This window comes from Actinomadura pelletieri DSM 43383 (genome assembly GCF_003634705.1).
GTDB classification, from domain to species: Bacteria; Actinomycetota; Actinomycetes; order Streptosporangiales; family Streptosporangiaceae; genus Spirillospora; species Spirillospora pelletieri.
In genome coordinates, this window is the sequence record NZ_RBWU01000003.1 from 813053 (window position 1) to 833321 (window position 20269).

The window sequence follows — 20269 nt, forward strand, 5'->3', positions numbered from 1 at the left end:
GCCAGGTACAGACGATCGAGGGCCGCCAGGCCCGAAGAAGGAGCGCACTGTCGGCAAACACCCCGCCCATCCGGGCGAACCGACCCCAGCCCGCCTCCGCAACCCGCAACAACCTCAGGGCGATCGCGTCCGAAGGCCGCTCTAAGCGAAGCAAGAACCCGATCGCGCAGCGAGCCGCCAGGCGAGCCGAAGCGATGCCAGCAATCGCCCGCAGTTCACGACGACGGAGGGCGTGCAGCGCCCGAAGGAGGGGTGCACTGCAATGAACACAACGACCCCAGCCCGCCCCCGCAACCCCGTGACGACCTGAGCCACTGCGATCGCGTCCGAAGGCAGGTTCGAGCCTGCGAGAACCTGATCGCGCAGCGAGCCGCAAGGCGAGACGAAGCGATGCCGGCGATCGCACCGCGTTTCTCGACGATGGAGGCCCGCCAGGGCCGAAGGAGGAGAGAAATGCCATTAAAAAACGAACAACACTCGGCTTATGCGGTCGGCGGCGGTGGTGGGTTCGGTGGCGGGGGCGATGCGTTCGGCCCAGGACCACCAGTACCACCAGCCGTCCGCGGCCTGTTCGGCGAGGATGTTCTCGGTGAGCGCGGACACGTCGGGGTTCAGGACGTGCAGCGTGGGCGACTGGCCTCGGGGCAGGACGAGGCGGGCGCGGAGGCCGCGTGCGACCAGCTCGTCGCCGAGTTCTTCGAGATATTCGATCCGCGTCTTCGAGGGCGCGGTGGTTCCCGTATCGTCAGGCGTCATCCTCAGTTCCTCACGGACTCCGCGCGGCCCGACGGGTCCAGCCTTGCGCTTCTTCCGTTTGTGTGCAAGCACTTCGGCTGGTCAGCCGGGGCGTGGCGCGGCGGACGGTGGACGGTTCGAGCCGTGGTGCCCCATCCGGGATATCTTTCGCAGAGCAGTTCAACGGGAGCTTGGGGGCGAGTATGACGCTGGGGCCGGATCCAGCAGCCGACCCGGACGCCACTCCGGTGTTCGGTGTCGCGACGGGCGCCGCCCCGGGGGCCACACGGGCGGGTGGGCCGTCCGGTGCGCGGACGTGGCATCGGTTCCACTACGCGGTCGGGGTGTTCCTCGTCGCGTACGGGGTGACGAATCTGGCCAGTGCCGTCCTGCTGTGGGGCGATCGGCGGGACGAGGTCGAGGGGTACTTCGGCTCGGGTCCGGCGGTGGCCGTTCTCGTGCTGGTGAAGCTGGTCGAGGCGGCGCTCCTGCTGTGCGCGGCGGCGGGGATGGCGCTGCGCCGGGATCTGCTGTTCGTGCCCGCGATGGCGGGGTGGATGGCGGGATTCGCGATGTTCGGTGTCCTGGACGTGTTCACGGCGAGGTGGGGCGGGCTGCTGCAGCACCTGCTGTATCTGGCGGCGTTCGTGATCCTGCTGTTCGTGTCGTACGGGTTGAGTACGAAGGCCCAGCTCGCGGCGGCGCCGAAGGACGCGGAGCCCGGTTCGGTGCGCGGTCCCGGCGGGCTCACCCGGACGCAGGAGTTCGCGTTGCAGGCGATCAACCGGGCGGCGGCGCTGAAGAATGCGCGGTCCCGCCCCGGACGGCCCGGCTGATCTTGGCAGAAGTTGCCCTGGTCGCCCGTTCGGGTCGGTGTCACGTTGTGCCTCATGAGAGCCCGAAAACTGGTGGCGACCGTGGTGGCGTCCCTGGCGGTGCCCGCCGCGCTCGCGGCGCCCGCCGTCGCGCGGCCGCCCGCGGCCCCGGCGGCCGCCTGCGATCCGATGGGGACCGAGCCGGTCTATCGCGGCAAGGTCCCGTCCCCCAAGGACGTTCTCGGTTTCGATCTCGGTGAGCGGCAGGTCGGCGTCGCCGAGTCCGACAGGTATCTGGAGACGGTCGCGGCGAAGAGCGATCGGGTGATCTCCGGGACGCTGGCCACGACGGCGCGGGGCCGTCCGCTGCGGTACGCCGTCGTCGGGCGCCCGGAGCTGCTGTCGAAGGCGGGGCTGGCCAGGGTGCGGCGGGACGCCGGGAGGCTGCGCGATCCGAGCACGCCCGAGCATCTCGCCAGGCGGATCACCGAGCGGGGCGTGCCCATCCTGTGGGTGAGCGGGAACGTGCACGGCAACGAGCCGAGTGGGACGGACGCGGCGCTGAAGGTGCTGCGCGACCTCGGCGACCGCACCGACTGCGCGGCCACGACGATCCTGACCAACGCGCTGGTGATCGTCCTGCCGTCGCAGAACCCGGACGGCCGGGAGGCGGGAACGCGCCAGAACTCTTACGGCTTCGACATGAACCGCGACTGGTTCGCGCGCACCCAGCCGGAGACCGACGGCAAGCTCGCCCTGCTGAACGAGTACCCGCCCGCCCTGTACATCGACGCGCACGAGATGGGCGGGGACTCGTACTTCTTCCCGCCGAACGCCGACCCGATCTACCACGAGACGCCCGAGCAGGCGATCGGCTGGATCAACGACCTGTACGGCGCGGCGATGGCGGCCGAGTTCCGGCGGCAGGGCATCGACTTCTTCAACCGCGACGTCTACGACCTCTTCTACCAGGGCTACGGCGACTCGGTGCCGACGACCGCGTTCCACGCGGCGGGGATGACGTTCGAGAAGGGCGCGGTGAGCCCGTACCCGGAGCGGGTGCGGGAGCAGTACCTCACGCAGTGGGTGACGTTGTCGGCGGCGGCCCGCAACCGGCAGGACGTCCTGAGCAAGTGGCGCCGGATGACCGTGGACGCCCACGAACAAGGCGAGACGGGGAAACTGGAGCCCAACCAGATCTACAACCCGCCGAACCAGATCGACCGTCCGGTCCCTGACCGGAAGGTGCGGAGCTACTTCCTGCGGGACGACGACCCGGCCAAACGTGCCGAGGTGCGGCTCATCGTGCGGCGGCTCCTGCGGATGGGTGTGCGCGTCGAGAAGCTGGTGAAGCCGCTGACCGTCCCGGATCTCAAGGCGTACGGGCGTCCCGAGGCGAAGGCGACGCTCCCCGCGGGCACGTACTGGATCTCGATGGCCCAAGGTCAGAAGCACTGGATCCAGGCGATGCTGAACGAGGACGCCTACACGCCGTTCCCGTACTTCTACGACGTGACGGCGTGGAGCCTGCCGCTGCTCGGGAACGTGTCCGGCGGGTCGTCCGGTGCCGTGCTGCGTCCGCGTGCGGTCCCGGTGGGAACGCCGCCCGCTCCGCGTCCCCGCCATGACGGCAAGGCCCCGAAAATCGGCGTCTTGCAGTTGTCGGATACGTCGTCGGCCTTCGAATCGACGGGTTGGTTGCGGCACCGTCTCGACCGGGAGTGGAAACTGCCGTTCACGCTGCTGAGCGCCGCCGACGTGGCCGCCGGCAGGTTGGCCGGCATCGAGGTCCTGGTGGCGCCGAACGGCTCGGCGAAGATCGCCCACGAGGCGCTCGGCGACACCGGGCGGGCCGCGCTCCGGGAATGGACGCGGGACGGCGGCCGCTACGTCGGCTGGCAGGGCGGCACCGAACTCGCGGCGTTGCTCGGGTTGACGACCGCCACGCTGGCCGAGCCGACATCCGACATTCCCGGCACACTGCTGCGCGTGAAGGTGGACGGGGCGAGCCCCCTGTCGAAGGGCGTCGGCGCGACGGCCTGGAACTTCACGTCCTATGACCTGGTGATGCGGGCGTCCTCGGGCGTCGTCGTGTCGTACCCGCGGCCCGATTCGCCGGACTGGTTCGTGTCCGGGTTCGAGCGGGGCGCGGCCGAGCTTGGCGGCACCGCCGCGGTCGTCGACCAGCCCGTCGGCGCGGGCCGTTCCGTGCTGTTCGCCGCGGAACCGAACTTCCGCGCGTTCACCGACGGGACGGCGAAACTGCTCGCCAACGCGATTCTCGGGCCGGATCCGGCCGGCGCGCAGGCCCCCCGGGCGGACGCGACCGCGAAGGCGGCGCAGCAGGCCGCGGCGCTGCCGTCGTACGAGTCGCCGATCCGCGTCTCGGTGAAGACGGCCGACGCGGCGAAGGCGGCGGCCGTCCTGCGGTCGGTCGGCGCGGCGTGGGCCGAGAGGCGCGGCGGCGACGTCGTCCACTACGTGATCGACAACCCGCGCGGGCTGCCGACCGATCACCATCCGTTCGCGGGACGACTCCCGTCCCTCATCCGTAAGGCGGGGATCGCGCCGATCGCCGTCACCCTTCCCTGACGAGAGCGGCGTGCCGGGGCGTCCCGGCACGCCGCCTCTACTTGCGGACGATCCAGGCGATGGCGGTCATCGTGCCGGGCGGGACCTCGGTGAACCCGCCGTCACGGACCGCCACCGTCGCGTTCTTCACACAACGGTCCCAGGGGATTTCGCGCGCCAGGTGGACGCGGGCGCCGCCGTCCACCCACGCCTTCACATCCTTGCGGCGCCCCTGACGCAGCAGCAGCTGCGCCGCGTGCCCGCACTGGGCGGCGGCCTTGCCCGTCGTGATCGTCACGTCAGGGTTGATCGCGATCACCGCGTACGGGGGTTCGGGCGGCGGGGCGGGCCCTTCGGCGTCCGCGAGGTCGAGCCCGGCGACCTGCAGTTTCGCCAGCTCCGGCGGGACGTCCGACATCGGACCGGGCGGGAACGCCCGCACTTGGGCGCCCGCGTGCTCGACGGTCACACCGGGCAACGCCTGCGCCTGCGGCCACCGCACGCCCCGCGCACGTCGCGTCACCTTACGTATGCGGCGTGACTCCCACTCGCGGACGGCCGCACGCCACTCCCCGTCGGGCTCCACCGCCCGGGGGTCGGTGAGGAGCCGGACGACCGCCGTCGCCGTCGCCTCGCAGACCGCGCGGTGATTGGGCGGTTCGGCCTTCTCGGCGCGTACCACCAGTTGCATGGCCCACGGCGGATCGTCGCGGGGGTCGTAGTCGGGTCGCACGCGAGGAGTATTCCAAACCCGGAGCGGCTTTCCGGACACGGATGTGGGTACTGCAACTTGTGCCGTCCCTCGGACGTTTCTCCTGTTGCGGGCTGGACGGCCCTCGCCGGAGACGGCGGGGGGACACGGCGGAACGGTCGGGTCGGAGGTCGCCGGTGACCAGTGGCACGTGGAGTGATTCCATACCGGGTGTCGGGACGTTCTTCGTGGGGATCGACGTCGCCCCGGGCCGCTACCGGTGCGACGACGGCAAGGGCGGCTGGTGGGTGCGTTTCACCGGCCCGGGCGGGGGCGATCCGGTCGGTTCGTGGCCGCTGCCCCCCGGTCCCACCGAGATCGAGATCGCACGGACCGACTTCGCGTTCGAGACGCACGTGTCGACGTACTGGCGGCGGGTCGCGCCGCCCCGCGCGCCCGAGGACGGCGCGCCCGCCGAGCCCCGTCCCGTCGCCGACCCGGGCCTGCGCGCCGAACTCGACACGATCGTCGCCCGCCGCAGACCGCTGATGTGGCTGGCGCCGCTGACGGTCCTCGGCCTCGGCCTGCTCGGCTCCCCGCTGCTCGGCTCGCTGTGGCTGATCGGCCTCGGGATGCTCGCGATCCTGGTCGCGCTCGGCACCCCGTCGGTGTCCCTTGACCTGCGCCGCGCCCGCGAACTCCAGCGGCGCCGCGACCGCTACCTCACCCCCGAGGACTTCGACGACGAGGGCCGCGCGATGCTGGTGCGCGCTCAGGCCGCGGTGGACGCCGTCCGCGACTCCGCCGTCAACCGCGAGGGGCTGCTGGACGCGGTCGACAACGCCGTCACGCTGCCGCGCCAGGAATGGGAGATCGCCCAGGTTCTGGCCAGGCAGTCGAAGCTCCGCGCGGACCACGCCGAGATGGAGGGGGCCTCCACGCTCCCGGAGGTCGAGTCGGCGTTGCGTCCGCTGCGCGCCAAACTCGACCTCTCCGTCCAGGCCGTGACCCGCCGCGTGGAGGCCCTCGAACGCTACGCGGAACGCGCCAAAGCGGCGGACGAGGTCCTGCACGCCCAACGGCATCTGGAGGCCATCGCGGAGAAGGCGCACGAGTACGACGAACTGCTCGCCGACACCGTCCGCGACGACCTGGCCCTCCCCGCGATCGAGCGCCTGACCGAGCAGGGCGACGAACTCGTCCGCACCCTCCGCGACCGCCTCTCCCAGGCCGCCGAAGCCGCCAACGAACTCCCTCCGCACTCTTAGTTCGGCCGTTCGGCGTCCAGGTCGTCCAACTCGTCCTTGAGCCGCTGCAGCTCCTGCACCTTCTCCGTGATCTCCGCCATCGCCCGCCGCACCTCGGCCTGCAGGCCCGCCAGCCGATCGACCTCCTCGGCGTCGACGACCTCCTGCCCCTCGGCCATCGTCTCGTCCCACTTCTCCTTGAACTTGTCGATGTGCGGGGACAACTCGGCGTCGAAGAGCGGACTGCGCGCCGCTTCCCGAAGGGACATCCGACCGTCCAAAACCTCCTGGACGAACCGCTGGAACTGAGGGTTCTCGGACTTGTCACGAAGAATCTCAAGATTTTTGCGGACCGCCCTGGAGGCGCTCTGGTCTCCCCGCGCGATATCCATCATCGGAAGCCCGTCATCGTCGAACTCCGCCATCACGCGACCACCAGGTTGTCGTAGGAGCCCTTGGGGTAGGGCTGAGAGTCCAATCCACATATGGAGGCCAAAGCGCCAACGAGAACGCCGATCGTCCCCATGACGGCGGCGATGGCCAGCCCTACGTACGAGATGACTTTCAGCCATTTTTGGATGGCCAGACCGATCTGCGCCATGATCGCGGCCATGCCCACGGACGGTCCCACGACGGTCCAGCTGGTCGCGGCCGAGGCGGCGGCGGTGATGGCGACCATGACGGCCAGATCGAGGACCGCCTCCAGCCCGCTCACCGCCGCCTTGGCCGACGACCACGCACCGAACGCCGTGGACCGCACCTCCCCTGCTACCCGCTGAACAGGCTCGACCTGCTTGTCAATGGCGTTCGCGAACTCCGTGAAGTATTTGTCGCAGGCGTCCGCCGCATTGCCGTCCCAGCTCTTCAGCATCGTGGCCTGACCTTCCCGCACCCCCTTGGCGTACTCTGTGTAGAACTCACTGACATGCTCAAGTGCGGTGGAGAACTTCGAGATCGACTCCCAGTCCCCGGCGAATTGCCGCGCCAGCCATTCCGCCGGATTGACCCCACAGATCTTGTCGATCGCCCAGAGTAACCAGTGACTGGGGCTGACGAAGTCGGTAAGCGAGAGTGATACGTCTACCACCTTGGGCATGGGCTCCTTCGTCGTCGGAGGAACCAGCTTGGCGGCGGGCGTCGTGGTCATGCATGTCCTTCCTGGACGGGCCTACTTCATCGGGTAGGTCTGGTCGATACGTTCGGCGACCTTCTTCTCAGTATTTCGATACACCTCGGCACATTTGCGCAGTTCCCTCGCCGACCCTGAACTGAGGCCGTCCAGTCGCTCGATATTCTTCTGCACCTGTTCACCGAGGCGCAGCACACCGACGGCGTATAACAAGCCGAAGATTATCCCCCTGCCGTCGGCTACCACTTCTTGATGGCTCTGGACATAACTCTTCGCCTTCTCACAATCCCCGGCAAGCGCGTCCATGGCCTGCGCGAAAGATTCCAACGCGGCCGGTTCGACACGGAACGACACAACCATTCCTTTCAGCAGATGCCGTGGTCTCGGTTATCGCTTGCACTCCCCCGCTTCCAGTGCCACAATCTAGATCGTGATCACCTGTTCCGAACAAAGAGGGGATAATGCACGCTCATCTTTGGCGCCTACGCTTCGTCGGCGGAATGATCCTGGGGACGGGCATATTCTTCTTGCCCACCGCGATCGCTTTCAGCATAATCTTCGAAGAGCCTCGTTTGCTAATCCAGCTCATCTCGACCACGGGCTGGATGGTCGGCGGCTACTTGATCTACCGCTCGGCGTCCTTCACCGGAAAACGTCTGGCCGGTTTCCTGTTAGTCGGCTTGAGCGTCGTAACGGTCATGTCCCTCTTGGGGGGCCTTCTTAGCCGTTTGTCAGGACTATAGAGGTTGCCCGGTATCCAAGACGACCGGACACCTCGGCAATTACTACACCCACCGAGTCAGGGATACGGACAGTCTCATATGCGCCATCGGCGGCCCGTTCCCTGTTCGAACAACCTGGCAGCCCAGGTTCTGCAACATCGGACGTACATAAATCACGATTGATGCCGACCGTAATGGAGTTCGGATTCGGCGACCGTTTTCATGCCCGTCCAACGACAATAATAGAACCGTGGCCGGATGCGGCCACGCAAGAGCGAGAGAAATGTGTCACTGTGGCACGATTTCGGAGGAAGGCTCAGTCCAATGGACCATCTCTCCGGAGGTGGGCGCACTCGTCCCTTGAATTCGCTTGGCGACGCCACCGACACCCTTGAGCCGACAGTGCAGGCAAAGGATCCTGGGTGGCCGAGTCACCGCCGGGGCGGGGTCAGAGAATGGCGCGGACCTGGTCGATGGTGGTGAAGAGTTCGGCGCGCATGCCGGTCTTGCGGGCGGCGACGACGTTGCGTTCGGTGTCGTCGAAGAAGAGGACGTCGGTGAGCTTGGCGCCCAGGCGGTCGGCGCAGATCTCGTAGGCGCGGGCGTCGGGCTTGGCGACGCCGATGTCGCAGGAGTAGACGAGGGCGTCGAAGCGGGACAGCCAGTCACGGTGGCGTGCCTCGAAGCGGGGAACCAGGTCGCCGATGATGTTCGACAGCAGGCCGAGGGTGCGTCCCTGGCCGGCGAGTTCGTGGACGAGGGCGACCATGGCGTCGTCCGCCTCCGTCCAACTGTCCAGATCGGCCTCGATCAGCGCGGGGACGTCGGAAAAGGTGGTGCCGAGGCGATCGGCCACGTTCGCCCAGTACTCGGGGCTCTCCTGGCCGGAGTCGTAGGCGGGGCGGCAGGACCAGTAGGCGTCCCAGAATCGGGCACCGGAGACACCTGCGGTCTCCTCGATTCTCTGTACGGCTTCGGGGGTCTGGCGGCGGGCGATGACTCCGAACAGGTCGAAAACGATCACATCGGACATGTCCCCGACCCTATGCGGCCACGGAGCCACCCGACAGGAACCGGACGGTCTGAGCGAACATCACCTCAGGTGACGTTCGACGAAATCGAGTGCGTCAAGCGCGCAGGCTTTCGCGGGTCGCCTCGGCGGTGGGCGTCCGGCGGGACGGCAGGAGGCGGGCCAGGGGGCGCGGGAGCCACCAGTTCGCCTCGCCGAACAACTCCATCAGCGCCGGGACGAGCACCAGCCGCACGATCGTCGCGTCGATCAGGATGGCGATGCCCATGCCGAGGCCCATCTGCTTCACGGCGACGTCCGCGCCGAGCAGCACCGACAGGAACACCATCACCATGATCGCCGCGGCGGCGGTGATGACGCGGGCGGTGCGGGACAGGCCGAGCGCGACGGCCTCCCGAGTCGGCACCCCCGTCTCGTAGTTCTCCCGGATGCGGGACACGAGGAACACCTCGTAGTCCATCGAGAGCCCGAACAGGATCGGGAACATCATCAGCGGCACCCAGGTCGTCACCGGCATGTCGGTCGGGAACCCGAGCACGCCGCCCGCCCAGCCCCACTGGACCACCGCGGTCAGCACCCCGTAGGCGGCGGCGATCGACAGCAGGTTCATCACCGCGGCCTGCAACGCCACCGTCACCGACCGGACGAGCGCGACCAGCAACAACAGCGACAGGCCGACGACGACGGCGATCAGCCATGGCAGCCGGGTGCTCACCTCGTCGGCGAAGTCGATCGAGGCCGCGTTCTGCCCGCCGACATAGGTCTGCGCTCCGGTGCCGTCCATGGCGCGGGGAATGACGTCGTCCCGCAGCGTGTGGACGAGTTCCGGCGTCGCCTCGTCCTGCGCCCCGGTCGTCGGGAACGCGACGAGGATGGACGCGGCGCCGTCCTGGCTGGTGCGCGGAGGCTGGACGGCGGCGACCCCGGGCGTGTCGCGGACGGCCGCGGCGAGCCGCCCCTGGTCCGCGCCGGTCCCGCCCTCGGTGACAAGGATCAGCGGCGCGGCCGTTCCAGGTCCGAAGCCCTCCGCCATGATCTGGCTCGCGCGGTACCCGCTGTGGTCGTGCGGCTGGGTGCTGGAGTCGGGCAGGCTCAGCCGCATCGACAGCGCGGGCACGGCCAGCACCAGCAGGACGGCGACCGCCGCCAGCCCCGCGACGATCGGATGCGCCTGGACGACCCGCGCCCACCGTTCGGCGAGGGGACGACCGCGTTGCCGGCCGACCCCGGGGACACGGAGCCGGTCGATGGACCGTCCGGCGAAGCCGAGCAGCGCGGGCAGCAACGTCACCGCGCCGAGCATGGTCATCAGCACGGTGACCGCGGCCGCGACCGCGACGGCGTTGAGGAGGCTCTGCTGCATGACGAACAGCCCCATCAACGCGATCACCACGGTGGTACCGGCGAACAGCACGGCACGTCCGGCGGTGGCGACGGCCGTGACGGCCGCCTCCTCTGGATCGTTCCCGGCGTGCAGCTCCTCACGGAAGCGGGTCACGATGAACAGCGCGTAGTCGATGCCGACACCGAGCCCGATGAGCGCGGCGACGATCGGACTGAACGACGGCGCGGGCAGCGGATGCCCGAGCAGCATGATCAGCGAGAGCCCGGATCCGATGCCGAACAGCGCGGTCAGGATGGGCAGCCCCATCGCCAGCACCGACCCGAACGCGACCAGGAGGATCACGATGGCGGCGAGCACGCCGATGGCCTCGGACGGCCCTCCCCCGGGCGTCTCGGCGGCGTCCACGGCCGTTCCACCGAATTGGATCTCCACGGGCCCGGTGTCGGAGCGGACGTCGTCCAGCAGGGCGTTCACGTCCTCCTTGGACATCTCCTCGGACGGCACGTCGAGGCTGCCGGTGGCGAACGCCGTCTTCCCGTCCGGTGAGATCTGCCCCGGTGTCGCGTAGGGCGAGGACACCGACACCACATGCGGTGTACTGGCGAACCGTTCGATCGCCCGCTCGACCCGGGGCCTGACCTCCGCGCTCCGCACACCGGCATCGGCCTGGACCGCCAGCGTGATCGTGTCGCCGCTCTGGTCCGCGAAGTGTTCTTCCAGCAGGTCGGTGGCCTTCGCCGACCCCGAGTCCCCGCCGGAGAAGTCGTTCAGCGGCTCGGCGGCGAAGCCGAAACCGAGCACCAACACCGTGATCGTGCCGGCGATCCACGCCGCGACCGTCAGGCGCCGCCTTCGGTAACAGAACCGGGCAAGCAGGGGCAACCTCATGGCAGACCACCTTCGTTGTATAAGTTGCCCCTGACGAGGTGACGTCCGGGCACCGGGAACGCGTCGGCGGTTCCAGCGTGGTCGGTGTACGGGTCTCGCACATCGATCGCACGGTGTCATCCGGCGAACCGGATACATCCTTTGGAGTACATCCGGCGCGGTATCCCACTGTGCGAGTCCCGTACCCCCCATAGTGTGCTTAGTCACGAATACCGAGTAGGGGTGACGCCTTGGTCCATGGGGACGCTGTTACTGGAACCGTCGACGAGCCGCACGAGGTTCGTCGAGCGGATGGTGTTGGACGGGGGCCGGAGGACGCGGAGCCGCGCATCGCTCGTCCAGCGAACGGCGCCGGACCAGGGCGATTGATCGACGGAGGGCGGGGGCCGGCAGGGGGGATCGTGACATGACGGCTCAGCGGGGCGCCGCCGGTCGCGACGAGCCCACTCCCGCCGCCCTGCGGGCCGCCACCGCGCGGGGCCTGCAGGACCAGTTCCCCGGTGTGCGCGTCTGGTTCGGCGAGGCGACCGGATCCTGGTGGGCCATGGTGCCGATGCGCACCGGCCCGCGGCTGGTGGAGGCCCCCACACCGCAGGAACTTCGCGAGGAGATCATGAGCCTGCGGAGCCGGAGATGACGAGCCCCGACTCGTGGGCGAACACCACGAGCCGCGCACCAAGCTGACCCAAGGCGCGGCTGACGTGTGTCTTCACCATGAACGGGCTGAGCGGCAGCAGGCCCGCGATCTCATCCTTGGACAGGCCGCGTCCGACCAGCCGAACGATCTGACGTTCCCGCTTTCAGACCGTCATGAGACGAAGCCCGCGATGACGCCCGCACGGCCGGCGGATCATCCGGCTCGATGTCCTTGACCAGGAACCCGGACGCACCTGCCCGCAACGCCGGATACACGAGTCGTCGGTGTAGGTCGTGGCACGTCCTTAAATGAGGGTCGGGCACGATCCGTCGGGTGCCGGCCAGCCCGTCAAACTCGGGCATTGACGACGTCCGGCCGCAGCGCACGGATCAGTTCGCTGCCCGACCATCTGATGTCTCCGTGGGGCCGGCAGGACGCGGCTCACGGTCGTTCCGTACACGGCCGGAGGCCGTCGCGGTCACGTCTCGTACTGGATGGACGCGCGCTCAGCCGTGATCGGCGTGATGTACCGGTCGACCACCGCCCGGTGGGCCGGGTGGTCGCGATAGGCCAGGTAGCCTTCCCGGTCGGCGAAGTCCGCGACGACCGCGAAGTCATAGGCGGCGGGATTCACCCCGGCGTCGGCGCCGAGGCTGTACTCCCGAATCTCCGGGATCACGGCGGGCAGCTCGCCCAGCCGCGCCGCGACCTCGTCCTGCTGGCCGGTCGTCGTCCCCTCGGCCCACTTGAACATCACCACGTGCCGGAAACCGTTCATGGCGGCACGCTACAGCTCAACCGGTCCCGAGTTCCGCCGCCGTGACCGCGCCGAGTTCCCAGCACGCCTCCAGATCGGATTTCGACGGCTCGCCCATGACGGTCACAGGTGGCTGGACGGCCTTCCACTTCAACCCCGTGGTGATGGACTCCAGGGCCCGCAGCCCACCTGTCGCGTCGTTGTTGCCGTGCAGAAACGCCCCGAACGGCCGCCGGACGGTCGCCTCAAGGCACGGATAGTAGATCTGGTCGAAGAAGTGCTTGAGCGCTCCGGAGAGGTAGCCGAGATTGACAGGCGACCCAAGAAGGTAACCGTCCGCCTCCAGGACGTCCACGGCGGTGGCCACCAGCGCCGGCCGGGCCACCACGTCCACGCCTTCGACCTCGTCCGTGGACGCCCCCGCGCGCACCGCCTCGAACATCGCCTGGACGGACGGCGACGGCGTGTGGTGAACGATCAGCAACCGCTTCATCACCCCGACCCTAACCCGCCCAAGACCCTGTTCACGGCCAGAACTCCGTCACGGCCACCCGCAAATCAACCTCAACTCGAACAATCCAAACTGCACCCAGCAAACTATTCCGCCGCCTCATCAACGAATTCAAACGCGAGCACCAGTCACAACCACTCACCTCAACCAAAATGCACTCGTACCCACGGATAGGGTGCGGCCTATGAAGGTGCGTGACCTGCACGACTGGCCGTCCACCCCCAAGGAGGCCGAAGCGATCCAGGACCGGCTGCGCCCACTCCTCCACCTGGACGTCCCCGGCCCGACGACACCACGCACCGTCGCGGGCCTGGACGTCTCCTACACCAGCGACGGCACCGGCACACGCCTGGCTGCGGCAGTGGTCGTCCTGGACGCGACAACGCTGACCGTGATCGAGGAATCAGTAGCCACGGGCACAGCCACCTTCCCCTACGTCCCGGGCCTGTTCGCTTTCCGGGAATTGCCCACTCTTCTCACCGCGCTCAACGACCTCACGACAACACCCGACCTGCTCGTCTGCGACGGCTTCGGCGTGGCGCATCCCCGCCGGTTCGGGCTGGCGTGCCATCTGGGCGTCCTCACCGACCTGCCGACCATCGGCGTGGGCAAGACGGCGTTCATCGGCACCCACACCGACCCCGGCCCCCACCGCGGCGACACGAGCCCCCTCCTCGACGCCGACGAGACCATCGGCCGAGTACTCAGAACCCAGGACAACGTGAAGCCGGTGTTCGTGTCCGTCGGCCATCGCACCGACCTCGACACCGCGTGCCGGAACGTCCTCGACCTGACGCCTCACTATCGCCTCCCCGAAACGACGCGCAAGGCCGACCGCCTGTCCCGGGATGCGCTCGCCGGGTAGCGCGTCCTTGCCGAAGATGGCACCCTCATCCAGAAGCAGACGGAGACACCCAGGTCATCCGCGACGCCGCTGGACGGTGCCCATGGACACCCGGCCGATGCGGGCCGACGCCCGCCGCAACTATGAACGCCTGATCACGACGGCCCGCATCGCCTTCATGGAGCACGGCACGGGCGCGTCCCTCGACGACATCGCCAAACGCGCGGGCGTCGGCTCGGGGACGCTGTACCGCCACTTCCCCACCCGGGACGCGCTGCTCCACGCCGTCCTACGCGAGCGGATCGACGGCCTGCTCGCCCACGCGGAGGAACTGCTGTCCGAGCCCGCGCCGGACCCCGACACCGAGGCCCTCAACGCGCAGGCCGCCCTGGACCGCTGGCTGCGCACCTACCTCACCGGCGCCGACACCCCACGCGGCACCTCCACAGTGATCATCGAGGCGATGTCGGCGGAGTGGGCCGACACCGGCCTCGGCGCGGCCGCCACCGCGATCTGCGACGCCCTCGGACGCCTGCTGAACCGCGCCCAACGCGCGGGCGCCGTCCACACCGGGATCGACCCCCGCGACCTGCTCCGCCTCACCAACGCCATCGGCGCCGCCGCCGAACGCACCACCGACCCCGGCGCCTACGCCGACCGCATGCTCGCCCTCCTCTTCGACGGCCTCCGCACCCGCTGACCCACCAAAAGACTTCTGACCCGCACGGCCCCAGAGCGGGGTAAACGGGGCCGTGCGGGCCAGAAACCTGTCTCAATCAGGAACCTCAGTCGGAACCTCTGCCGACTTCGCTCTGCTCTCCGCCTGTGCACCTCCGGCGTGTCTCCGATGTGACACCCGTAACGCTAAGCCGCCACCACCCCCACCAGAACACCCTTAACCCTCACTTAGGGAATCCCTGAGCACCCCTTATTCAGCGCGCGTCCGGAGAGGTTCGGGGAAGTCGAGTCGGGAGTCGCTTACCTGCGATGGCGCGGGTGGGGACCCGTGCTGGGAGGTGAGCGGCCGCTTTGTTCGGATCAGTTCAGCGCTCGTCCTGGTGGCGGTGCGCTCGCCCCGTTCGAACCCAGGCGGGAGGGATCTTGTGCCGTGCTCCGGAAGGTGTGGTCGGCTCAAAGGCCTGCTTCATTAGGTGTTCATGTGACTACTTAGAGTAGTATCTCAGTGACGTCGGTCGGGACTGCCTGGAGGTGGACATGGGTGTGCGGCGCACGGTCGGGGTCGGGGTCGTTGGGGCCCTGATGGTTGGGAGCTTCGTGAGTGTGGGGTCCTCTGCTGGGGCGGTGGAGTCGTCGTCGGGGCCGAGGGGCGAGGAGGGGTCTGGGCCCGGGGCCATCTTTGTGGGGGCCGTGGGGGCCGCGCGGGCGGAAGGGCGGGTCCACCGCAGCGTTCAGCGTGCTCGGTGGTGCGATGGGACGGTCGTGGTCTCGCTTCTGACGGTTCGGGAAGGGCCGGGGCTGGCGTATCGGAAGGTGGGGAGCGGGCTTCAGAGGGGGAAGCGCGTCAGCACCGACTGGGGTGGCATCGTCCGCAAGGACGGGTACCTGTGGGCGCCGCTTCGGGGCGGCAACTGGATCGCCGACTACAAGCTCGGTGACGGCAACGGTAAGTGGTACGTGAAGTACGCCAGTTGTCGGTGACCCCGGGGGGCCGCTGGTAGCTTCGGGCGGCGTGGGGATCTTCGCCGGTCGGCGTTCGCTGGGGCGGCGGTTCGGGTGGTTGTGGGCGGCTTATACCGTCAGTGCGTTCGGCACGTGGCTCGCGCTTGACGCGTTCTCGCTGATCGCGGTCCTGGTGTTGGACGCCGGGCCGGCGCAGGTGTCGGCGTTGGCCGCCGCGGGGCTCGCGGTGGGGGCGGTGGTCGCCGTGCCGCTCGGGCCCTGGGTGGAGTTCCGCCGCAAGCGGTCGGTGATGGTGGCCATGGACCTGGTGCGGTTCGTGGCGTTGCTGAGCGTGCCCGTCGCTTTCGTGGTGGGGCGGCTCGGGTTCGTGCAGTTGGTCGTCGTGTCAGTCGTGGTCGCCGCGGCCGGGATCGCGTTCAGGGCGGCGAGCGGGGCGTACTTGAAGGCGCTCGTGCGGCCCGAGGACCTCGTGGTCGCCAATGGGCGGTTCGAGGCCTCGACGTGGACGACGACCATGCTCGGGCCGCCGCTCGGCGGGGCCGCGATCGGGTTGTTCGGGCCGGTCACGACGGTGGTCGCGGACGCGGTCAGCTATCTGCTCTCGGCGGCGGGCGTCAGAGCGATCGGGGGGACGGAGCCGCGGCCCGAACGTGGCGGTGCGCCGAGATTCCGGGCCGGTGACCTGCTCGAGGGGTGGCGGTACGTGCTGGGCGAGCCGGTGCTGCGCTCGCTGTTCTCTAACACGGTCCTGGTCAAGGGTTTCATCATGGCGACGTCCCCGCTGCTCGTCGTGCTGATGATCGGGGAGCTCGGGTTCGCGCCGTGGCAGTACGGGCTGGTGTTCACGTTGCCGTGTCTTGGAGGGCTGGTCGGGTCGCGCCTGGCGGGGCCGCTCGTCGCGCGGTTCGGGAGGCACAGGGTCTTGCTCGCCGCCGGGACGTTGCGGGCGGGGTGGCTGGTCGGGCTCGCGTTCGTCGGGCCGGGCGTCGCCGGGCTACTGGTCGTGGTCGTCGTCGAGCTCGGCATGGTCACCTGTATGGGCGTGTTCACGCCGGTGTTCGCCACCTACCGGCTCACGCGGACCAAGGAGGGGTCGGTGGCCCGGGTGCTGTCCGCGTGGTCGATCAGCGACAACGCGGTCGTCGCGGTCATGACTGCTTTGTGGGGTCTGCTCGGCAGTGTCGTCGGGGCGCGTTCCGCGATCGCGGTGGGCGGTGTTCTCATGCTGGCCACCCCGCTTCTGCTGCCCCGCGGCGCCGATGCTGTACGAGCCGGGCACGGTGGGGACGTAGCCGCTCGCGAGGAGGCCGAGCACGGCGATCAGGACGGCGACAGCGAGGCCGACGACGCCGACCAGGCCGGCGGCCACGTATCGGCGCTTCATGGCGGTCACGGTAGGGCGGAGCCGGAGGGCGAGCGGGGTCGTTAAGGCGGAGTTGAGGCGGGGTTAGGGCTAGGTGCGGGAGTGGCGGCGGCGGACGAGGCGTCGGGAGCGGCGGGCGGGCGGCAGCCACCTGGTGCGGAACCACATCTGGACCTGGGCGCCGCCGAGGACGCTGCGGTGGATGCGCAGGTAGCCGCCGGTTGACTCGGCGGCGCGGCGGGCGATGTCCAGGCCGAGGCCGGTGGACCCGCCGCTGCTGCTGCCGCGTTCCAGCGCGGCGTCCGGGTCGGTGATGCCGGGGCCCCCGTCGGCGACGAGGATGCCGGTGACGCCCTGCCCCTGGTGGAGGGTGACGACGAAACCGGTGCCCTCGGACGTGTGCCGGAAGACGTTGCCGAGCAGCGCGTCCACGGCGGCGGCGAGTTCGGTGCCGGGCAGCGGCAGCGGCGCCGGACGTTCCGCGCCGATCAGCTCGCAGGAACGGCCCTCGTCCTCGGCGAGGACGGACCAGAACGCGACCCGGTCCCGCAGCACCTTGGACGCGTCGCAGCTACCGCGTCCGGTGGGCCGCCGCACCGTCCGGATGATCTGGTCGACCTCGCGTTCGAGACGGTCGACGGCCTCGCGGGTCTGCTCGACGACCGGGCCGTCGCCGAGCGCCTCGACGTTGAGGCGGAGCGCGGCGAGCGGGGTGCGCAGCCGGTGCGACAGGTCCGCGGCCATCTCCCGTTCCGCCGACAGGAGTTGGACGACATGGTCGGCCATCGCGTTGAACGCCAGCCCGGCCTCGACCAGTTCGGGCGGTCCGTCCGGTTCGATGCGGACCGACATCTCCCCGTCCCCGAACGCGGCCGCGGCCTCGGCGAGACGGCGGGTGGAGCGGATCATGCGGTTGCCGAGCCGGTCGGCGACGGCGACGGACCCGGCGACGAGGGCGGCGGCGACGGTCGTCATGACCAGCCACGCCTTCCACACGCCGCGGGACAGGTCCTCGTCGGGCAGGTACACCTCGACGACGGCGGTGCGGCCCGCGTCCAGCGACACCGGCTGGAGCAGCGCGTACCCGCCGCCGACGCGGGCGGTGTGGGAGCGTCCGCGCCGTCCCGCCTCGGCGAGTTCTCCGGGGTCGGCGCCGCCGCGGGGGTTCCGGGGGACGATCCCGCCGTCCGGCATGTGGACGGTCATCCGCCCGGCGGCGCCCGCCTGGGTGCTGGCGACGGCGCGTTCGAGGGCTGCGGGATCCTCGGTGACGACGAGGACGGGTCCGAGCGCGCTGGCCTGGCGTTCGGCGGTGGTGAGCGCACGGTCCCTGGCGATCTCCCGGACGGTCAGCGCGAGCGGGATGAGGAACGCCAGCGCCACCATCGAGGTGACCGCCAGCGACACCAGGACCAGGGTCCGTCTCATGGTCTCGGGTCGGGTTCGGCCAGCCGGACGCCCACGCCCCGTACGGTGTGCAGGTAGCGGGGCGCGGCGGCGGTCTCGCCGAGTTTGCGGCGCAGCCACGACAGGTGCACGTCGATGGTCTGGTCGTCGCCGTAGGCCTGCCGCCACACCTCGGCGAGCAGCTCCCGGCGGGCGACGACCCGGCCCGGGCGGGCGGCGAGGTAGGCCAGCAGGTCGAACTCGCGGCGGGTCAGTTCGAGGGGCTCGCCGTCCAGGGTCGCCTGCCGCCGGTCGAGGTCGATGTGCAGACCGCCGACGCTGAGTTCGGCGGTCGGGCCGGACCGCGCCGACCTGCGCAGCACGGCGGCGAGCCGGGCGCTGAGATGCTCGATGGAGAACGGTTTGATGAGGTAGTCGTCGGCGCCGGCGTTCAGTAACCGGACGATCTCGGGTTCGTCGTCGCGGGCGGTCGCGATGATGACGGGCACGTCGGAGACGCCGCGCAGCATCTTCAGCACCTCCGCGCCGTCGAGGTCGGGCAGCCCGAGGTCGAGGACGACGACGTCGGGCGGCGCCTGGGTGACCTCGCGGAGCGCGTCCATAGCGGTGCCGACACTGCGCACGACATGCGATCGCGCGCTCAGCTCCCTGATCAGAGCGGTGCGGACGTTCGCGTCGTCCTCCACCACCAGAACACTCGCCATGGCGGAACCGTATGCCACCATGTGCCCATGCGTCGCGCGATGTCGTATGTTGCCCCATGGGCGGCGGTGACAACGCTCGCGGTCACGCTCTCGTGGCTGGGGGTGCGCGACGTCGTGCGCGGCGCGGTGTCGGAACGGTCGGCGCCGCCGCCGATCGCCGGTCCCATCATCCACTCCAGCCCGTCCGCGCCTCCGGGACCGTCGTCGATCGGCTCACCGACGTCCCGGCCGAGTTCGCCGGACGGTGCGGACGAGAAGCCGCGGCCTTCGTCGCGGTCGCCGGACCGGAACGATCCGCCCCCGAAGCCGCCCGACAATGTGCGCAGCTACGCCACCCGTGGCGGTCGCGCGGCGATGTCGGTCGAGAAGAACCGGGTGCGGCTGGTGTCGGCGACGCCCAACCCCGGCTACGAGACGCGCGTGACGCAGGCCGAGGGGTGGCTCCGCGTCGACTTCCTGTCCGACGAGCGGACGTCGTCGGTCGTCGCGTCGTGGTACGGGCGGGATCCGACGGTCAAGGTCTACGAGTACTGACCTTCGCCGGTCGCGTTGGAACGGTACGGCGAGGTGACGAACCGCTGCGGCGTCACGAAGATCGCGGTGGCCTCGACGGTCACCAGTCCGTCCGGTGCCGCGATCGTCCCGGACGCGTAGACCTTGCGTCCCTCCACACGGCACGCCTTGGCCTCGGCGAGGAGCGGCACGCCGAGCGGGGTGGGACGCACATACCGCAGTTCCAGGGTCGCGGTCATGCCGGACGTGCCGGTCGCGGCCGCGGCCACGCCGAGCACCTGGTCGAGGATCGCCGCGGTGACGCCGCCGTGCGCGTACGACGGCGGGCCCTCGTGGACGGCGCCGAGCGTGAACTCGCCGCGGACGAGGCCGTCCGGGGTGGTCTCCAGGTCGACGGGCGGCGCGAGCGGGTTGAGATGCCCGGTGACCGGGTTGCCGAGCTGCCGGTCGATGGGGCCGTCCGCGGCGGACTCCGTGGCGGCGGCATAGGGTGGATCGTTCCGACGCCGCGCCGTGAGCCGTGCCGTCAGCGCCCTGACCTCGTCCGCCACCGCGTCGGCCGCGGCGGCGCCGACGCCGGTGAGGAGGGCCGCGTCCGCCAGTTCACGGACACGGGCGGCGAGCCCCGCCAGCGCCGCCGCCTCGTCCTCCTCCAGCAGGTCCCGTTGCACCGTCACGCTCGCCCAGCCTCCTTGCGGAACGTCCCCGCGCCTCCCGAT

General features: G+C 69.7%; 21 protein-coding genes and 1 pseudogene. 9 read left to right on the forward strand and 13 right to left on the reverse strand.

Annotation, left to right across the window (positions count from 1 at the left end; all coding sequences use genetic code 11):
• Window positions 1-459: 459 nt before the first annotated feature.
• The gene (locus BZB76_RS16940; RefSeq protein WP_121435293.1) at window positions 460-756 is read right to left on the reverse strand and encodes a hypothetical protein; all 297 of its coding nucleotides are present in this window, start codon (window positions 754-756) and stop codon (window positions 460-462) included.
• Window positions 757-938: 182 nt separating this feature from the next.
• On the opposite strand from BZB76_RS16940, the gene BZB76_RS16945 reads away from it, so the two are divergent.
• Window positions 939-1571: a hypothetical protein gene (locus BZB76_RS16945; RefSeq protein ID WP_147449451.1), complete on the forward strand. Its 633-nt coding sequence runs from the start codon at window positions 939-941 to the stop codon at window positions 1569-1571.
• Between the two features lie 54 nt (window positions 1572-1625).
• Window positions 1626-4142, forward strand: coding sequence for a M14 family zinc carboxypeptidase (locus BZB76_RS16950; protein ID WP_121435295.1), 2517 nt, complete (start codon window positions 1626-1628; stop codon window positions 4140-4142).
• A 37-nt stretch (window positions 4143-4179) separates the two neighbouring features.
• On the opposite strand, the gene BZB76_RS16955 is transcribed toward BZB76_RS16950, so the two are convergent.
• The gene (locus tag BZB76_RS16955) at window positions 4180-4854 is read right to left on the reverse strand and encodes an aminoacyl-tRNA hydrolase (protein ID WP_121435296.1); all 675 of its coding nucleotides are present in this window, start codon (window positions 4852-4854) and stop codon (window positions 4180-4182) included.
• A 155-nt stretch (window positions 4855-5009) separates the two neighbouring features.
• Between BZB76_RS16955 and BZB76_RS16960 the strand changes: the two genes are divergently transcribed.
• Window positions 5010-6080, forward strand: a complete 1071-nt coding sequence (locus tag BZB76_RS16960; RefSeq protein WP_121435297.1) for a hypothetical protein — start codon at window positions 5010-5012, stop codon at window positions 6078-6080.
• Here the strand turns inward: BZB76_RS16960 and BZB76_RS34235 are convergent.
• The 5 genes from BZB76_RS34235 to BZB76_RS16990 all read right to left on the reverse strand — a co-directional run bounded on the left by BZB76_RS34235 (window position 6077) and on the right by BZB76_RS16990 (window position 11173).
• Window positions 6077-6328, reverse strand: a complete 252-nt coding sequence (locus tag BZB76_RS34235; RefSeq protein WP_147449452.1) for a hypothetical protein — start codon at window positions 6326-6328, stop codon at window positions 6077-6079. The genes BZB76_RS16960 and BZB76_RS34235 overlap by 4 nt on opposite strands.
• 155 nt (window positions 6329-6483) lie before the next feature.
• The gene (locus BZB76_RS16970; RefSeq protein ID WP_121435299.1) at window positions 6484-7206 is read right to left on the reverse strand and encodes a hypothetical protein; all 723 of its coding nucleotides are present in this window, start codon (window positions 7204-7206) and stop codon (window positions 6484-6486) included.
• A 21-nt stretch (window positions 7207-7227) separates the two neighbouring features.
• Window positions 7228-7542 (reverse strand): type VII secretion target, encoded by a 315-nt coding sequence (locus tag BZB76_RS16975; RefSeq protein WP_170180652.1) that lies wholly within the window; start codon window positions 7540-7542, stop codon window positions 7228-7230.
• Between the two features lie 816 nt (window positions 7543-8358).
• Window positions 8359-8943 (reverse strand): HAD family hydrolase, encoded by a 585-nt coding sequence (locus BZB76_RS16985; protein ID WP_121435302.1) that lies wholly within the window; start codon window positions 8941-8943, stop codon window positions 8359-8361.
• A gap of 94 nt (window positions 8944-9037) precedes the next feature.
• A complete protein-coding gene (locus BZB76_RS16990) occupies window positions 9038-11173 on the reverse strand; it encodes an MMPL family transporter (protein ID WP_121435303.1) in 2136 nt (711 codons plus the stop codon).
• A 406-nt stretch (window positions 11174-11579) separates the two neighbouring features.
• Here BZB76_RS16990 and BZB76_RS16995 point away from each other — a divergent pair, with 406 nt between their 5' ends.
• Window positions 11580-11810, forward strand: a complete 231-nt coding sequence (locus tag BZB76_RS16995; RefSeq protein ID WP_121435304.1) for a hypothetical protein — start codon at window positions 11580-11582, stop codon at window positions 11808-11810.
• Here BZB76_RS16995 and BZB76_RS36685 read toward each other — a convergent pair.
• The 3 genes and pseudogenes from BZB76_RS36685 to BZB76_RS17010 form a co-directional block, all read right to left on the reverse strand.
• A pseudogene (locus tag BZB76_RS36685) lies at window positions 11785-11961 on the reverse strand (helix-turn-helix domain-containing protein); the annotation flags it as partial. The gene BZB76_RS16995 and the pseudogene BZB76_RS36685 overlap by 26 nt on opposite strands.
• A gap of 327 nt (window positions 11962-12288) precedes the next feature.
• Window positions 12289-12588 (reverse strand): Dabb family protein, encoded by a 300-nt coding sequence (locus BZB76_RS17005; protein WP_121435305.1) that lies wholly within the window; start codon window positions 12586-12588, stop codon window positions 12289-12291.
• 16 nt (window positions 12589-12604) lie between these two features.
• Window positions 12605-13060, reverse strand: coding sequence for a flavodoxin family protein (locus BZB76_RS17010; protein ID WP_121435306.1), 456 nt, complete (start codon window positions 13058-13060; stop codon window positions 12605-12607).
• A 202-nt stretch (window positions 13061-13262) separates the two neighbouring features.
• Between BZB76_RS17010 and nfi the strand changes: the two genes are divergently transcribed.
• The 4 genes from nfi (at window position 13263) to BZB76_RS17030 (ending at window position 16992) form a co-directional block, all read left to right on the forward strand.
• Window positions 13263-13943 (forward strand): deoxyribonuclease V, encoded by a 681-nt coding sequence (nfi, locus tag BZB76_RS17015; RefSeq protein WP_121435307.1) that lies wholly within the window; start codon window positions 13263-13265, stop codon window positions 13941-13943.
• An 82-nt stretch (window positions 13944-14025) separates the two neighbouring features.
• Window positions 14026-14622, forward strand: coding sequence for a TetR/AcrR family transcriptional regulator (locus tag BZB76_RS17020; protein ID WP_211343030.1), 597 nt, complete (start codon window positions 14026-14028; stop codon window positions 14620-14622).
• A 740-nt stretch (window positions 14623-15362) separates the two neighbouring features.
• A complete protein-coding gene (locus BZB76_RS34240; RefSeq protein ID WP_147449453.1) occupies window positions 15363-15581 on the forward strand; it encodes a hypothetical protein in 219 nt (72 codons plus the stop codon).
• 31 nt (window positions 15582-15612) lie between these two features.
• Window positions 15613-16992, forward strand: coding sequence for an MFS transporter (locus BZB76_RS17030; protein ID WP_246006997.1), 1380 nt, complete (start codon window positions 15613-15615; stop codon window positions 16990-16992).
• Window positions 16993-17016: 24 nt separating this feature from the next.
• Here the strand turns inward: BZB76_RS17030 and BZB76_RS17035 are convergent, their stop codons facing one another.
• Window positions 17017-18354 carry a sensor histidine kinase gene (locus BZB76_RS17035; RefSeq protein ID WP_121435309.1) on the reverse strand — a complete coding sequence of 446 codons (1338 nt, stop codon included), beginning with the start codon at window positions 18352-18354 and terminating at the stop codon, window positions 17017-17019.
• Complete coding sequence (locus tag BZB76_RS17040; RefSeq protein WP_117399553.1) at window positions 18351-19037, reverse strand: response regulator transcription factor; 687 nt, start codon at window positions 19035-19037, stop codon at window positions 18351-18353. Before BZB76_RS17040 ends, BZB76_RS17035 begins: the two co-directional genes overlap by 4 nt.
• A gap of 27 nt (window positions 19038-19064) precedes the next feature.
• Between BZB76_RS17040 and BZB76_RS17045 the strand changes: the two genes are divergently transcribed.
• Entirely contained in the window at window positions 19065-19571 is a 507-nt protein-coding gene (locus BZB76_RS17045; protein WP_147449454.1) for a hypothetical protein, read from the forward strand.
• Here BZB76_RS17045 and BZB76_RS17050 read toward each other — a convergent pair.
• A complete protein-coding gene (locus BZB76_RS17050; protein ID WP_170180653.1) occupies window positions 19559-20227 on the reverse strand; it encodes a PaaI family thioesterase in 669 nt (222 codons plus the stop codon). The two genes, BZB76_RS17045 and BZB76_RS17050, sit on opposite strands and share 13 nt — an antisense overlap.
• Between the last annotated feature and the right edge of the window lie 42 nt (window positions 20228-20269).